The organism is Solirubrobacter soli DSM 22325 (assembly GCF_000423665.1).
Lineage (GTDB): Bacteria > Actinomycetota > Thermoleophilia > Solirubrobacterales > Solirubrobacteraceae > Solirubrobacter > Solirubrobacter soli.
This window is the reverse complement of record NZ_KE384071.1, coordinates 490,581-503,578: the sequence shown is the minus strand read 5'-3', so window position 1 is coordinate 503,578 and position 12,998 is coordinate 490,581. Positions and strand designations below refer to the sequence as shown.

Annotated in this window: 15 protein-coding genes; 5 read left to right on the top strand and 10 right to left on the bottom strand. The window is 71.7% G+C overall.

The window, feature by feature from the left end; genetic code table 11:
* Positions 1 to 51 precede the first annotated feature (51 nt).
* Positions 52 to 939, top strand: coding sequence for an aldo/keto reductase (locus G569_RS0138195; RefSeq protein ID WP_037501887.1), 888 nt, complete (start codon positions 52 to 54; stop codon positions 937 to 939).
* On the top strand, positions 939 to 1,526 hold the full coding sequence (locus G569_RS0138190; protein ID WP_028067303.1) for an O-methyltransferase: 588 nt from the start codon (positions 939 to 941) through the stop codon (positions 1,524 to 1,526). The genes G569_RS0138195 and G569_RS0138190 overlap by 1 nt, the downstream gene beginning before the upstream one ends.
* Here G569_RS0138190 and G569_RS0138185 read toward each other — a convergent pair.
* Both G569_RS0138185 and G569_RS0138180 read right to left on the bottom strand, forming a co-directional pair.
* The gene (locus G569_RS0138185; protein WP_028067302.1) at positions 1,451 to 2,395 is read right to left on the bottom strand and encodes an SGNH hydrolase domain-containing protein; all 945 of its coding nucleotides are present in this window, start codon (positions 2,393 to 2,395) and stop codon (positions 1,451 to 1,453) included. The genes G569_RS0138190 and G569_RS0138185 overlap by 76 nt on opposite strands.
* Positions 2,392 to 3,330 carry an AraC family transcriptional regulator gene (locus G569_RS0138180; protein WP_028067301.1) on the bottom strand — a complete coding sequence of 313 codons (939 nt, stop codon included), beginning with the start codon at positions 3,328 to 3,330 and terminating at the stop codon, positions 2,392 to 2,394. Before G569_RS0138180 ends, G569_RS0138185 begins: the two co-directional genes overlap by 4 nt.
* Before the next feature lie 75 nt (positions 3,331 to 3,405).
* Here G569_RS0138180 and G569_RS0138175 point away from each other — a divergent pair, with 75 nt between their 5' ends.
* Positions 3,406 to 4,218 carry a Rossmann-fold NAD(P)-binding domain-containing protein gene (locus G569_RS0138175; protein WP_028067300.1) on the top strand — a complete coding sequence of 271 codons (813 nt, stop codon included), beginning with the start codon at positions 3,406 to 3,408 and terminating at the stop codon, positions 4,216 to 4,218.
* Here G569_RS0138175 and G569_RS55145 read toward each other — a convergent pair.
* Both G569_RS55145 and G569_RS0138165 read right to left on the bottom strand, forming a co-directional pair.
* On the bottom strand, positions 4,215 to 5,852 hold the full coding sequence (locus G569_RS55145) for an MFS transporter (RefSeq protein ID WP_053227627.1): 1,638 nt from the start codon (positions 5,850 to 5,852) through the stop codon (positions 4,215 to 4,217). The two genes, G569_RS0138175 and G569_RS55145, sit on opposite strands and share 4 nt — an antisense overlap.
* 36 nt (positions 5,853 to 5,888) lie before the next feature.
* Positions 5,889 to 6,362, bottom strand: coding sequence for an Lrp/AsnC family transcriptional regulator (locus G569_RS0138165; protein ID WP_028067299.1), 474 nt, complete (start codon positions 6,360 to 6,362; stop codon positions 5,889 to 5,891).
* Positions 6,363 to 6,429: 67 nt separating this feature from the next.
* On the opposite strand from G569_RS0138165, the gene G569_RS0138160 reads away from it, so the two are divergent.
* Complete coding sequence (locus G569_RS0138160; protein ID WP_028067298.1) at positions 6,430 to 6,831, top strand: DUF2000 domain-containing protein; 402 nt, start codon at positions 6,430 to 6,432, stop codon at positions 6,829 to 6,831.
* On the opposite strand, the gene G569_RS55140 is transcribed toward G569_RS0138160, so the two are convergent.
* From G569_RS55140 to G569_RS0138140, 4 genes are all read right to left on the bottom strand, one after another.
* A complete protein-coding gene (locus G569_RS55140; protein WP_037501884.1) occupies positions 6,828 to 7,169 on the bottom strand; it encodes a PGPGW domain-containing protein in 342 nt (113 codons plus the stop codon). The genes G569_RS0138160 and G569_RS55140 overlap by 4 nt on opposite strands.
* Before the next feature lie 111 nt (positions 7,170 to 7,280).
* Positions 7,281 to 8,432, bottom strand: coding sequence for a M23 family metallopeptidase (locus G569_RS59940; RefSeq protein ID WP_157592592.1), 1,152 nt, complete (start codon positions 8,430 to 8,432; stop codon positions 7,281 to 7,283).
* A 19-nt stretch (positions 8,433 to 8,451) separates the two neighbouring features.
* Positions 8,452 to 9,225, bottom strand: coding sequence for an ABC transporter permease (locus G569_RS0138145; RefSeq protein ID WP_028067297.1), 774 nt, complete (start codon positions 9,223 to 9,225; stop codon positions 8,452 to 8,454).
* Positions 9,222 to 10,184, bottom strand: a complete 963-nt coding sequence (locus G569_RS0138140; RefSeq protein ID WP_028067296.1) for a daunorubicin resistance protein DrrA family ABC transporter ATP-binding protein — start codon at positions 10,182 to 10,184, stop codon at positions 9,222 to 9,224. The genes G569_RS0138145 and G569_RS0138140 overlap by 4 nt, the downstream gene beginning before the upstream one ends.
* Before the next feature lie 143 nt (positions 10,185 to 10,327).
* Here G569_RS0138140 and G569_RS55130 point away from each other — a divergent pair, with 143 nt between their 5' ends.
* Complete coding sequence (locus G569_RS55130; protein ID WP_211233195.1) at positions 10,328 to 11,215, top strand: trypsin-like serine peptidase; 888 nt, start codon at positions 10,328 to 10,330, stop codon at positions 11,213 to 11,215.
* Positions 11,216 to 11,261: 46 nt separating this feature from the next.
* On the opposite strand, the gene G569_RS0138130 is transcribed toward G569_RS55130, so the two are convergent.
* Both G569_RS0138130 and G569_RS55125 read right to left on the bottom strand, forming a co-directional pair.
* Complete coding sequence (locus G569_RS0138130) at positions 11,262 to 11,789, bottom strand: cupredoxin domain-containing protein (RefSeq protein WP_028067295.1); 528 nt, start codon at positions 11,787 to 11,789, stop codon at positions 11,262 to 11,264.
* Positions 11,786 to 12,973, bottom strand: coding sequence for an MFS transporter (locus G569_RS55125; RefSeq protein WP_169542340.1), 1,188 nt, complete (start codon positions 12,971 to 12,973; stop codon positions 11,786 to 11,788). The genes G569_RS0138130 and G569_RS55125 overlap by 4 nt, the downstream gene beginning before the upstream one ends.
* Positions 12,974 to 12,998: the final 25 nt, after the last annotated feature.

Sequence of the window (12,998 nt, the reverse complement as noted above, 5' to 3'; positions counted from 1 at the left end):
GAGAGGGCGCCCGCCGGGCGCCCTCTCTCGTTTCGTACTGTGGAGGCCTCCATGGACGTCTTTGGCCTCTGCCTCGGCGGCAACGTCTTCGGTTGGACCGCCGACCGCGACGCGTCCTTCGCCGTGCTCGACGCCTACGTCGAGGCGGGCGGGAACTTCATCGACACCGCCGACACCTACATGCGCCCGAACATGGGCATCTCCGAGACGATCATCGGCGAGTGGATGGCGGCGCGGGGGAACCGGGACGCGCTCGTGATCGCGACCAAGGTGGGTTCGGAGGGCGGGCTCTCGGCGGCCAACATCGCGTCCCGCGTCGACGGATCGCTGGAGCGGCTCCAGACCGACCGCATCGACCTCTACTACGCCCACAAGGACGACGGGTCGGTGCCGGTCGAGGAGACCGTGCGGGCCTTCGACGCGCTGGTGCGCGAGGGCAAGGTCCTGCACGTCGCCATGTCCAACACCACCGGCGAGCGCCTCGCGGAGTCGCTGGAGCTCGCCGAGCGCGAGGGGTTGGCGCGCTACGAGTGGCTGCAGCCGCACTACAACCTCGTCGAGCGCCAGGGCTACGAGGCCGAGTTCGCGCCGGTCGTCGCGCGGTTCGGCCTGGAGGTCGCGCCGTACTACGCGCTGGCGAGCGGCTTCCTGACCGGGAAGTACCGCGGTGCTGAGAACGGCGACAGCCCGCGCGCCGAGCGCGCCTCGGGGTACCTCGACGAGCGCGGGAAGCGGGTGCTCGCCGCGCTCGACGCGGTCGCCGCCGAGCACGGCGTGCCGGTCGCGGCGGTGGCGATCGCGTGGCTGCTGGCCAAGCCCGGCGTCGAGTCGCCGATCGCCAGCGCACGGACCCCCGAGCAGCTGGCCGACGTCCTCGCGGGCGTTTCGTTGACACTTTCCGCCGACCAGCTCTCCCGACTCGACGAGGCTTCCGACTGATGGACGAGACGCGCCAGACCTTCCTCGACGAGCTCTACGCGCACGGGCGCGCGCACGACGAGCAGCGCGAGGACCGCCTCCAGCGGCTGCGCAACGTCGAACCCGAGACCGCCGAGCTGCTCGGCGTGCTCGTGCGCTCGATGAACGCCACGCGCGTGCTGGAGGTCGGCACCTCCAACGGCTACTCGACGATCTGGCTCGGCGACGCCGCCGAGGCCGTCGGCGGCACGGTCCTGTCGATCGAGATCGAGGCCGAGCGCACGGCGCAGGCGACCTCGAACGTCGCCGAGGCCGGCGTGGCGGGGTTCGTCGAGTTGCGCACGCAGGACGCCGCGGAGGCGCTGCGCTCCTTCGCCGACGGCGCCTTCGACCTGATCTTCCTCGACGCGGAGCGGACGCACTACGTCGACTACTGGCCCGACCTGATCCGCGCGCTGCGGCCGAACGGCCTGCTCGTCGTCGACAACACGCTCTCGCACGCCAAGGAGCTGGTCGAGTTCTCCGAGCTCGTCTACTCCGACCCGGCGGTCACGTCGACGCTCGTGACCGTGGGCGCCGGGGTGCTGCTGATCGTCAAGTCGCGGTAGGCGCGGTCCAGGAACGGGCCGAGCGTCCGCGAGAACACCTGCGTGAGGTGGTCGGCGTCCTTGTGCACGAGCGCGCCGCCGATCACCGGGTAGCAGCGGCTCGGTCCGCAGAACTGGTCGGTGAGGTCGATCGTCCGGGCCCCGACGGCGCGGGCGGCGGCGATCGCCGGGTCGGCGGTCACCGCGGTCCTCCGGGGGACGCCGCACGCGCGCACGAGCGTCTGGCGGCGCGCCATCCGGCGTCGCACGCAGTCCTTGGTCGTGACCCGTTCGTCCGGGTCGTCGCGGATGACGATCAGCGTCCGGTCCGCCAGCGCCGCGAAGCGGGCCTTGTAGCCCTCGACGCGCGCCGCGTAGCTCGACTGCCCGGGCGCGGGCTCGACGTACTGGCGCGTCTTGCCGGCGACGAAGATCGTGCTGATCTGCGGGTTGGCCGCGAGCCAGTCGACGACGTCCTGGTTCCAGGCGGGGCAGAAGGTGTCGAATGGCGCCTCGGCGCTGGTCGTCGCCGTCGAGAACATGCACAGCGGCACCGACGCGTCCTCGACACGCCAGTTGTGCCGCTTCGCGACGACCGCGAGCGCCGAGCGCCAGTGCTGCGCGTGGCTGTCGCCGATCAGCGCGACGGTGGCCGCGGGCGCCTTGGAGCCGAACTCGCACGGTGCGAACCGCTCGGTCACCGCGTGCCGGACGCAGGCGAAGTTCGGGTTCAACAGCGCCTGGTCGGGCGTGGGCGTGACGAGCTTGGCCAGCTTCGGGTTCACGCAGCGGTGCTCGGGGTCGCGCGACGCGGCGCCGAAGCAGCGCGGCGCGGCGTGGGCGGGCCCGGCGAGGAGCAGGAGCCCCACGAGGGCCAGCACGAGCCTCATGCCAGCGCGGTGACGCGGTACTGCTTCGGGCTCACGCCGCGCAGCCGTTTGAAGGCCGTCGAGAGGGCGAACGGGCTGCCGTAGCCGACCTTCGCCGCGACGGAGCCGACCGTGGCGTCGGGCTCGAGCAGGAGGTCCGCCGCGAGCGCGATCCGCCAGCCTGTGAGGAAGCTCATCGGCGGCTCGCCCACGAGGTCGTTGAAGCGGCGGGCGAGCGCGGCGCGGGAGACGCCGGCGCCGCGGGCGAGCTCCTCGACCGTCCACTGGTGGGCGGGGTCCGCGTGCAGTGACTTGATCGCCGGCCCGACGATCGGGTCGGCGTAGGCGCGATACCAGCCCGGCGCCTCGGCCTCCGGGCGGGCGAACCAGGTGCGCAGGACGGCGATCAGCAGCAGGTCGAGCAGCCGGTCCAGTACCGCCTCCTGGCCCGGTTGGTCCTTGACGATCTCGTCGGCGAGCAGGCCGATCAGCGGCGTCTCCCACGCGCTGGCCTCCAGCACCATCAGCGGCGGGAGCGCCCGCAGCAGCCGCCCCGAGATCTCGCCCTCGAGCTGGTAGGTGCCGGTCAGCATCACGGTCTCGCCGTCCGGGCTGTTGCCCCAGTTGCGGGTGCCGACGAAGTCCATGACCTTCAGCGTCTGGCCGTCCGGGGTCCGGCATTCGCCGCCCGGGAGGATCACCGCCTGCGGCCGGGTCGCGGGATCGTCGGCGACGAGGTACGGGTCCGGGCCGCGCGCGATCGCCACGTCACCCGCCCGAAGCCACACCGTCTCGCCGCCCTCGGGCACGATGCACGCGCTGCCGCGGACGATCGCGACCAGCGTCAGCGGCGCCTCGTCCTCGATCCGCAGCGACCACGGCGGGTCCATCGTCGAGCGCAACAGGAACGCGCCGCGGGCGCGGGGACCGTCGAGCAGGCCGGCTACGGCATCCACGGCGCTAGACGATTGCGCATGAACTCGCGCAATTCAACTATGGAGGCGCTCGCGCATCTCATTTTCAATGCGCACATGAGCACTCACACCCTGGTTCTAGGCGGCACCGGCAAGACGGGTCGCCGCATCGTCGAGCGGCTGCGCGCGCAGGACGTCTCCGTGCGCGTCGGGTCGCGTTCGCTGCCGTTCGACTGGTACGACGCGTCCACGTGGGACCGCGCGCTGGACGACGTCTCCGCCGTCTATGTCTCCTTCTATCCGGACCTCGCGATCGAGGGTGCGCCGGAGATCATCGGCGCGTTCGCGCGGCTCGCCGCCGAGCGCGGCGTCGAGCGGCTCGTGCTGCTCTCCGGCCGCGGCGAGCCCGAGGCCCAGCGCTCCGAGCAGGAGCTGATCGCGGCGGGCACGGCGTGGACCGTCGTCCGCTGCAGCTGGTTCGCCCAGAACTTCAGCGAGGCGTTCCTGCTGCACTCGGTGCTCGCGGGGGAGATCGCGCTGCCGGCGGGCGCGGTGCCCGAGCCCTTCATCGACGCCGAGGACATCGCCGACGTCGCGGTCGCGGCGCTCACCCAGGACGGGCACGACGGTCAGATCTACGAGCTGACCGGTCCGCGGGCGCTGCGCTTCGACGAGGCCGCCGCGGAGATCTCGGCCGCGCTCGGCCGCGAGGTGCGCTTCGTCCGCGTCCCCGCCGACGCCTTCCACGCCGGGATGCTCGAGGCGGGCGTGCCGGACGAGGAGGCCGACCTGGTCTCGTTCCTGTTCCGCGAGGTGCTCGACGGCCGCAACGTCGAACCCCAGGACGGCGTGCGCCGCGCGCTCGGCCGCGCCCCGCGCGACTTCGGCGAGTACGCGCGGGCCACCGCTGCCTCGGGCGCCTGGTCCTAGACCGTGATCTCGCGGGGCGGCGGCGCTCGGTCCGGGGCCGCCGCTCCGGGCTGGACGGTCGGGATGCCGCCGGAGAACAGCAGGGCGACGACCGCGACCAGCGCGACGACGGCGAGGCTGGTGCGCAGGGCCTTCAGGCGCGCCTTCGAGTTCTCGTCGGAGATCTGCGTCGCGGTCTCGCCCGTCACGCCCGCCTCGGTCAGGGCCGATTCGAGGTCGGCGTCGGAGATGAACGGGACGCCGCTCGCGAGCTCGGTGCTCGCGGTCTGCTTGACCTGGTCCGGGATCGCGGGGTTGTTCTGGATGCCGGTGAGCAGCGTCGCGGTCAGGCTGGCGATCAGCACCGAGCCCGCGAGCGCGGTGCCCAGCGAGGCGCCGACGTTCGTCGCCGTGTTCTGCAGACCGCCGACCTCGGGGCTGAACTCGTCCGGGACCGCCGAGACGGTGACGCTGCCGAGCTGCGAGGCGAGCGCGCCGATCCCGAGGCCGAGCAGCAGCATCGGGACCGTGACGATCTCGGCTGAGGCGTCGGCGTCGATCGACGCGAGCAGTACGACCGTCCCGAGGAACATCGAGATCAGCGAGAGCCGGACGACCCGGCGCGGGTTGGCGTTCGGCCGGTAGCGCGGGATCCCGGCCGCGGTGATCAGCAGCGCCACCGAGAGCGGGAGCAGCCGCACGCCGGTGTCGATCGCCGAGAGCCCGAGCGAGACCGAGAGGAACAGCGGGACGACGAAGAAGACGCCGGACTGCACGAAGTACTGGAACAGGAACATCCGCAGCCCGCCGACCAGCTGCGAGCTGGCGAACAGCGACGGCCGCACGAGCGGCTCGCGGTCCAGCTTCTCCAAGCGCTGCTCCCACTCGAAGAACACCCACAGCAGGAACAGGCCGCCAAGGATCAGCCACAGGGTCGCGGAGATCCCGAACAGGTCCGGCGCGTCCGGCTTGGGGTTCACCCAGCCCCAGTTGCTCGAGCGCAGGACGCCGAACACCGCCGCTCCGAGGCCCGCGGCCGACAGCACCACGCCGACGACGTCGATCTTCGGCCGCTTGCCGAGCGGCTCGTCCTCGATCCGGCGGGTGAGCACGAGGATCATCAGCACGATCAGCACCTCGCCCGCGAACACCAGGCGCCAGCTCAGGTAGGTGGTGAAGAGGCCGCCGATGAGGGGCCCGACGGCGACGGCGATCGCGCCCGCCGCCATCACCAGGCCGTACGCACGCGGGCGGCCGTCGGGCGCGAAGTTGGACGCCACGAGCGCCACGATCGCGGGCAGGATCAGCGCCGCGCCGACGCCCTCCAGGAACGACCAGCCGATCAGCAGTACCGGCAGCGACGGCGCGAGCGAGGTCGTCAGCGAGCCGCAGCCGTAGATCACGCACCCGATCGCGAACGCGCGCTTGCGGCCGATGATCCCGCCGATCTTGCCGCCGGTGATCATCAGCGTCGCCATCACCAGCGTGTAGAGCGTGATCGCCGTCTGGATGCCGCTCACGTCGGTGCCGACGTCCTCCGCGACGGTCGCGATCGCGACGTTCATCACCGACGTGTCCAGGGTCATCAGGAACTGGCCGGACGCGAGTGTGACGAGGATCGGCGTGGGTGACTTCAGGCCGTCGGCTGCGCTCATTGCCGGCGACGCTCGCACCCGCGCCGGCGCGCCGCATCATCCCGAGTGGGTGAGGGGCTCCAGCACCGTGCGGCGGATGTGCTCGTAGACCACCGAGGTGTTGACGTCGGCGACCTCGGCGCGCTCGGTCAGGCGGTCGATCACGAAGGCGTAGAGCGCGTCGGTGTCCGGCACCGCGACGTGCAGCAGGAAGTCCGCCGCGCCGGAGACCACGAACACGCCGACGATCTCCGGCAGCTCCGAGACCCAGTTGCGGAACGCCTCGATGATCTCGCGGGTGGGCGGGCGGATCGTGACCGCGGTCAGCGCCTGCACGTGGCGGCCGAGGGCGCCGTAGTCCACGTCGGCGTGGTAGCCGCGGATGACGCCGTCGGCCTTGAGGTTGCGGACCCGCTCCGACGACGTGGACGGCGAGACGTGGACCGCCGCCGCCAGGTCGCGGTTGCTCGTCCGTGCATCGTCCTGCAGGACGTCGAGAATCGCCCAGTCCGTCGCATCAAGTCGAACCATGCGGTGATTCTTCCGCACGACGTGCGAAGTTGGGCCCGATCCTCCGCAGCTGTGCTCTGATTGTCGTGTGAACGGAACACGTGCTGTGGTGGTGGTCGACGAGGCGCTGGCGCCCGGCTTGGCGGCGAACGCCGCCGCGGTGCTGGCGATGACGCTGGGGACGAAGGTGCCGGGGATGGTCGGCGAGGCCTTCGTCGACGGCGCGGGGCACGAGCACCCGGGCCTGATCACGACCGGGCTCCCGGTCCTGCGCGCGCAGGCGGACCAGCTGCCGTCGCTGCGCGCCAAGGCCGTCGCGGCCGAGATCGGCGTCGTCGGCTTCCCCCGCTCAGGCCAGACGACGACCGACTACGAGCACTTCCGCGCGATGGTCGCCTCGACCGACGCCCCCGACTACCTCGGCCTCGCGTTCTACGGCGACGGCAAGGTCCTGCGCCGCCTCACAGGCTCGCTCGGCCTGCTCCGCTAGGTGAAGGGGACGACCGGGATCTCCCAGAGGATCGAGGCGATCACCGCCGCGATCACCGCCAGGCCGATCGCGACGCCGACGACGATCCGCTGGGTGCGGGAGGTCTCCTTGGCCGACTGCTTGGCCTGCTCGGCCTTCTCGAGCGCGGTCTCGAGGGCGCGGCCGGCCCAGGCGAACTCGAGCGAGAGGATCGCCAGGGCGATCGGGATCACCGCCAGCGCGGGGCCGGGGAGGACGAGCATCGCCAGGCCGGTGAACAGCAGCGTGAAGCCGGCGACGGTGATCAGCACCCGCAGGTAGAGCGGGCGCAAGGCGTGGATCTCCCGCTGCGCGCGCATCCTTTCGACCAACGTGGGCTTCGGGGACGGCTCTTCGCTACTGGCCATCACGGCACCTCCGGAATGCCTGAAACCTGCGATTGGTGCCTCGTCGAACGGTGGTCAGGCTCCTCATCCTTCTCCTATGAAGTCTCGGACCTCGACGAGGGCGCCGGGACGCTCGGACGTGTCCGTGAGGTTGCCGGCGCGCTTCTGCCAGGCGACGAGGAACGAGTTGGGGTCGACGGCCTTGCCGCCGTTCGGATGGATCTCGAAGTGCAGGTGCGGCGGGGTCGGCTCGGCGTCGCCCGTGTTGCCGATGTAGCCGAGGACGGTGCCGGCCTCGACGTGGCGGTCGTCGACGGCGGCCGGTGCGAAGGACGCGAGGTGGGCATAGAAGAACTGGTCGCCGCCGTCGGCGTACACCCACAGGCGGTTGCCGGAGATCGGGAGCGAGCCGACGTTCTTGATCGTGCCGTCGGCGACCGCCACGACGGGGGTGCCGAAGTCGGCGAAGAGGTCGTTGCCCTGGTGGGCGCCGGTGTCGGCGCGGAAGGAGCCGAACGGGCCGCCGATCGTCGTCTGGCCCGCCACGGGGAACATGAAGCGCCTGGACATCAGCCGCTTCTTCCAGCTCGGGGTCGTGTCGCGGGGCTTCGGCGTCGCGGTCGGCTCGGGCGTGGCGGTCGTCGTGGGCTCGGCGGTGGGCGAGGCGGTCGCGGTGGGCTCCGGCGCGGCCGCGCCCGCTGTGGCCGAGACCTCCGCGACGACGACCTTCGTCCCGGCCGGGAAGCCGTTCAGGTCCTTCGTCAACGTGACCGTGAGCGCCGCGCCGTCGGTGTTCACGACGGCCTTGCCGGAGGCGAACGTGTACGTCTTGGCCCGGCTGACCGAGCCGATGTCCTCGTCGCCGAGCACGAGGTCGCGCACGGTGCCGCTGTACTTGACGCGCTTGGCGGTCGCGGTGGCGCTGCGGGAGACCAGCGACGCCGTCACGGCGCCGCCGAACAGCTCGAGGTCGTCGGCCTCGGCCTGCGCCGACGCGGTCCCGTCGCTCGACGTCGTGAGGCTGTAGAAGCCGTCGCCGAGCTCGATCCCCTTCGGCAGCTTCGCCGGGATCGCCCCGCTGGTCGACCCGCCGCCGGAGACCTTCTTGGCCGACACGTTGCCGAGGGTGCCCGAGACGACGGCCACCGAAGCCTTCGCCGGGCCCTGCGCGGTGGCCGCGGAGACCAACGTCACCGCCGCCACCGCCACCACGATCACTGTGGCGAAAACGCGCACCTACAGAGTGTGCCAGCCCTCATTTGGCGGAGACCTGCCTGTACCGGCGGACGGCGAGCGGCACGAAGACCACGAGCAGGACCGCGCACCACAGGAACGCCACCCAGACGTCGCTGTTGGCGGGTGTGCCGAGCCACAGGTGGCGAACCGCGTCGACCACCGTCGTGAACGGGTTCGCGTTGGCGAACTGCTGCAGGCCGTCCGGCATCGACTCCGCCGGGACGAACGCCGACGACGCGAAGGTGAGCGGGAAGATCGCCGTGAAACCGATCGAGTTCGCGGTCTCAGGCGAGGACGAGAAGAGCCCGACCAGCGCGAAGATCCACGAGAACGCGTATCCGAACAGCAGCAGCAGGAAGATCCCGAGCAGCACCTCGGGGACGCTCGTGTCCTGGAAGTTGAATCCGGCGATGAAGCCGACCCCCAGCAGCACGGTCAGCGACAGGCAGTTGAGCAGGATGTCCGACAGCGTGCGTCCGGTGAGCACCGCCGCCCGCGACATCGGCAACGAGCGGAAGCGGTCGATCAGGCCCTTCTGGACGTCTTCGGAGAGCCCGAGCGCGGTGACGAACCCGCCGAACGCGATCGACTGCACGATGATGCCCGGCATCAGGAAGTCGACGTAGTCGAAGCCGGGCGTCTGGATCGCGCCGCCGAAGACGTACACGAACAGCAGCACGAACATCACCGGCTGCACCGTGTAGGCGATCAGCAGGTCGGGCTGGCGCGGAATCCGCTTGAGGTTGCGGCGGGCGAGGACGGCCGTGTCGCTCAAGGTGTAGGCGAGGCTCATACCGCGACCTCCTCCGCTTCCTCCTCGGCCGCGTGGCCGGTGAGCGTGATGAACACGTCGTCGAGCGTGGGGCGGCGGAGCGCGATGTCGTCGATCCCCACGTCGGCGGCGTCCAGGCGCCGCACGGCCTCGGCGATCGCGCCGGTCCGGCCGCGGACGGGCACGTGGACGACCCCTTCGGATTGGGTCGGCCGGTCGGCGGCCATCTCGGCGAGCGCGGCGATCGCCGCCGCCGGGTCCGCGCCCGTCTCGAGCGTGACGTCGAGGCGCTCGCCACCGACGCGGTCCTTCAGCTCGTCGGACGTGCCCTCGGCGATGACGTTGCCGTGGTCGATCACCACGATCTGGTCGGCGAGGCGGTCGGCCTCTTCGAGGTACTGGGTGGTGAGCAGGACGGTCGCGCCCTCGGCCACGCGTGCCTCGATCGTCTCCCACATGCCGAACCGCGCCCGCGGGTCCAGGCCCGTGGTCGGCTCGTCCAGGAAGATCACCGGCGGGCGGTAGACGAGCGCGGCGGCCAGGTCGAGCCGTCGGCGCATGCCGCCGGAGTACGTCTTGGCCGGGCGCCCGCCGGCGTCGGCGAGGTCGAAGCGCTCGAGCAGCTCGTCCGCTCGGGAACGCGCCTCCTTGCGCGGCAGGTGGTACAGCTGGCCGACCATCTCGAGGTTCTCGAAGCCGGTCAGGTTCTCGTCGACCGCGGCGTACTGGCCCGCCAGGCCGATCTTGGCGCGCAGGGCATCCGCGTCGCGCACGACGTCCAGCCCGGCGACGCGCGCCGTGCCGGCGTCGGGCTGAAGCAGCGTGGCCAGGATGCGTACCGCAGTGGTCTTTCCAGCGCCGTTTGGACCCAGGAGGCCGAGAATCGAGCCGGTCTGCGCGGCGAAGTCCACTCCGCACAGCGCCCGCACCGTCCCGTACGACTTCTCGAGCCCCTCCACGGCGATCGCGTGATCGCTCATTGAGGCGAAGCTAGCGATTCGATTGCGGACATATGGTGCGGCTGCCCGAACGCTCCGCGCTACGGTGTGGCAACCGTCACCAGTTCCCGAGGCAGGGGTGTCCGGGCTGGTGGGAAAACAGACGTCCCTTTCGGGAGGCAATTTTGCGACGTCTCACTCTGGCGCCGGCGCTGCTGGCTGCCACTTTCGTCCTGGCCGGACCCGCGCAGGCGCAGGTCCTCGAGCGGGGAACCGTCTCTTCGGCGCAGCGGGCCGACGTGGCGGATTACTGGACCGCGGAGCGGATGCAGAACGCGAAGCCCGCGGTACGCACGATCAACGCCGACGGCTCGGTCTCGAAGGCCGCCGCGGCGCCGCTGCCGTGGACCTCCGCGGAGGTCACGACGCCCTACACGAACGCTCCCACGCGCACCCACGGCAAGGTGTTCTTCACGTTGGGAGGCGTGGATTACGTCTGCTCCGGGACCGCGCTGCTGAGCTCGAACAAGAGCGTGGTGTGGACCGCGGGGCACTGCGTGAACGAGGGTCCCGGCGACTTCGCCACCAACTGGGAGTTCGTGCCCGCCTACAAGGACGGGTCGGCGCCGCTCGGGGTCTACGTGGCCTCGAACCTCTTCACGTCGTCGGCGTGGGGGAACAGCGGTGACTTCAGCTACGACGTGGGCGCGGCGGTCGTCGCTCCCTCAGGCGGGACGGCGTTGACGGACCGCGTCGGGGGGCGCGGGATCTCGTTCAACTACAACCGCTCGCAGAACTACGTGTCCTACGGCTACCCGGCGGCGCCGCCGTTCACGGGTGAGCGGCTGTGGACGTGCAGCTCGCCGCTGCAGACGTCGGACAACTCGGCCAGCCCGGCGACGATGGGCATCGGCTGCGACATGACCGGCGGGTCCAGCGGCGGCGGCTGGATCGTGGGTTCGAACCTCTACTCGGTGAACTCCTACGGGTACTCCAACCAGCCGGACGTGATGTTCGGTCCGTACCTCGACGGTACGGCGCAAAGCGTCTACAACGCCGCTGCGGCGGACTGACGCGATCGGGTGCGGGCCGCCCCCACGGCAGCCCGCACCCTCCGCGCTAGGAGACCTTGATCGTCCCGAGCATCCAGGGGTGCACGGCGCAGACGAAGTTCAGGGTCGTGCCCTTCTTGGCCGTGACCTTGAAGGTGACCTTGCCCTTCGGCGGCAGGAAGATCGAGTCGCCGGCGGCGGACTTGTCGCCGCCGGTGTCGAAGCCGGACCCCCCGGCCTCGACGAGCTCCTTGCCGACCTCACCCGTCTCCGGGTTCGCCTGGTGGGCCTCCATTAGCGGCCCGCACGCCTCGCAGCCCATGATCTGCGCGGTCGTCTTGGGCAGCTTCTTGATCAACGACAGCGTGTGCGGCTGCCCGTCGGTCGACTTGTCGCGCAGCGTCACCGTGTCGCCGGACTTGACCGTGTAGCTGTCGGCGTCCCAGTGCTGCGCGTCCTGCACGTACGCGTTGGCCTTGACCTTCATCCCGCCCACGGCGGTGATCGTGTTCTTCTTCGGAGCCGCGGCCGCGGGGGCAGCGGCGACAGCGAAGGCGCCGAGAGCCGCCACAGCGGCGGCGATGCGGTAAGTCATGGCGCCGCATCCTGCTGCCTCGCGGCGCGCCCTAAATCAGGGAACTCCCTAGTCCGCTCAGGGGTCGCGCCGACCGCCGCGAGCGCTGCCAGACCGCTCGCCGCGATGAACGCCGGCGCGAGGTGCCCGGGCGAGACGAGCAGCGCGCCCACCGGTCCCGCGGCCGCGATCCCCACGTCCCAGCACGACGTCATCGCGCCCACGGCGGCGCCGCGCTCGCGTTCCCCCGCGGCCTCGACGACCCAGAGCGCGAGCGCGGGGAAGACGAGCGCGAGTGCCGCGCCCGCGGCCGCCAGCGAGACGAGCCCGGCGACACCGACGGTGGCGAGCGCGCCGGCCTCGAGCACCGCCGACGCGACGAGGACGGTGCGCGGCCCGAGGTCGTCGACGAGGCGGCTCCCGAGCAGCCGCACGACGAGGAACGCCCCGGCGAACACGCCGAGCGCGCCGCTCCCGGCCTCCAACACCGCGAACGCGATCACCGTCCCGTACCCGAACGACGCCAGCCCGAGCACGAGGCCGGGCCGCCACGCCGCGCGGGGGATGAGGGACGGCCGCGCGGCGGCGCGCGCGGGCGGGGCGACGACGCGGCCGGGCGTGGCGAGACGCGCGGGCGGGGTGACCTCGGGGGCGGGCGCGGCGAGGCGCGCCCGTGGGGCGCCGACGCGGCCGGGCGTGGCGAGACGCGCGGCCGTCAGCGCGAGCGCCGCCGCGCCCATCGTCGCCGCCAGCCACAGCGCTCCGCGCGGGCTCATCGTCGCGGCGACGACCGGGCCGAGGGTGAGGCCTCCCCACATCGACAGGCCGAAGTGGCCGATCAGGCGGCCGCGGCGGGTGACCGCGGCCGCTTCGAGCACGCGGGCGAGCGCGCCCGTGAAGAGCGCTCCTTCGCCGGCGCCGATCGTCAGCCGGGCGAGCGCCAGCGCCACCGGCGTGTCCGCCACGAGGTGGGCGGCCGCGCCGACCGCCACCAGTGCGGCGCCCACACGGGCGACCGGAAGCGCGCGGCCGCGGTCGGCGAGGCGGCCGGCGAACGGACGGGTGATCGCGGTCGCGGCCGCCGCGAGCGTGACGAGCAGGCCGATCGTGCCCGGGCCGCCCGCGACCACCGAAGGCAGCGCCTGGATCGTCGCGCCCAAGGCGAAGTAGCCGCACAACACGGCCAACCAGAGGCGCATTGACATGAAACCGAACGGTACATACCATTCG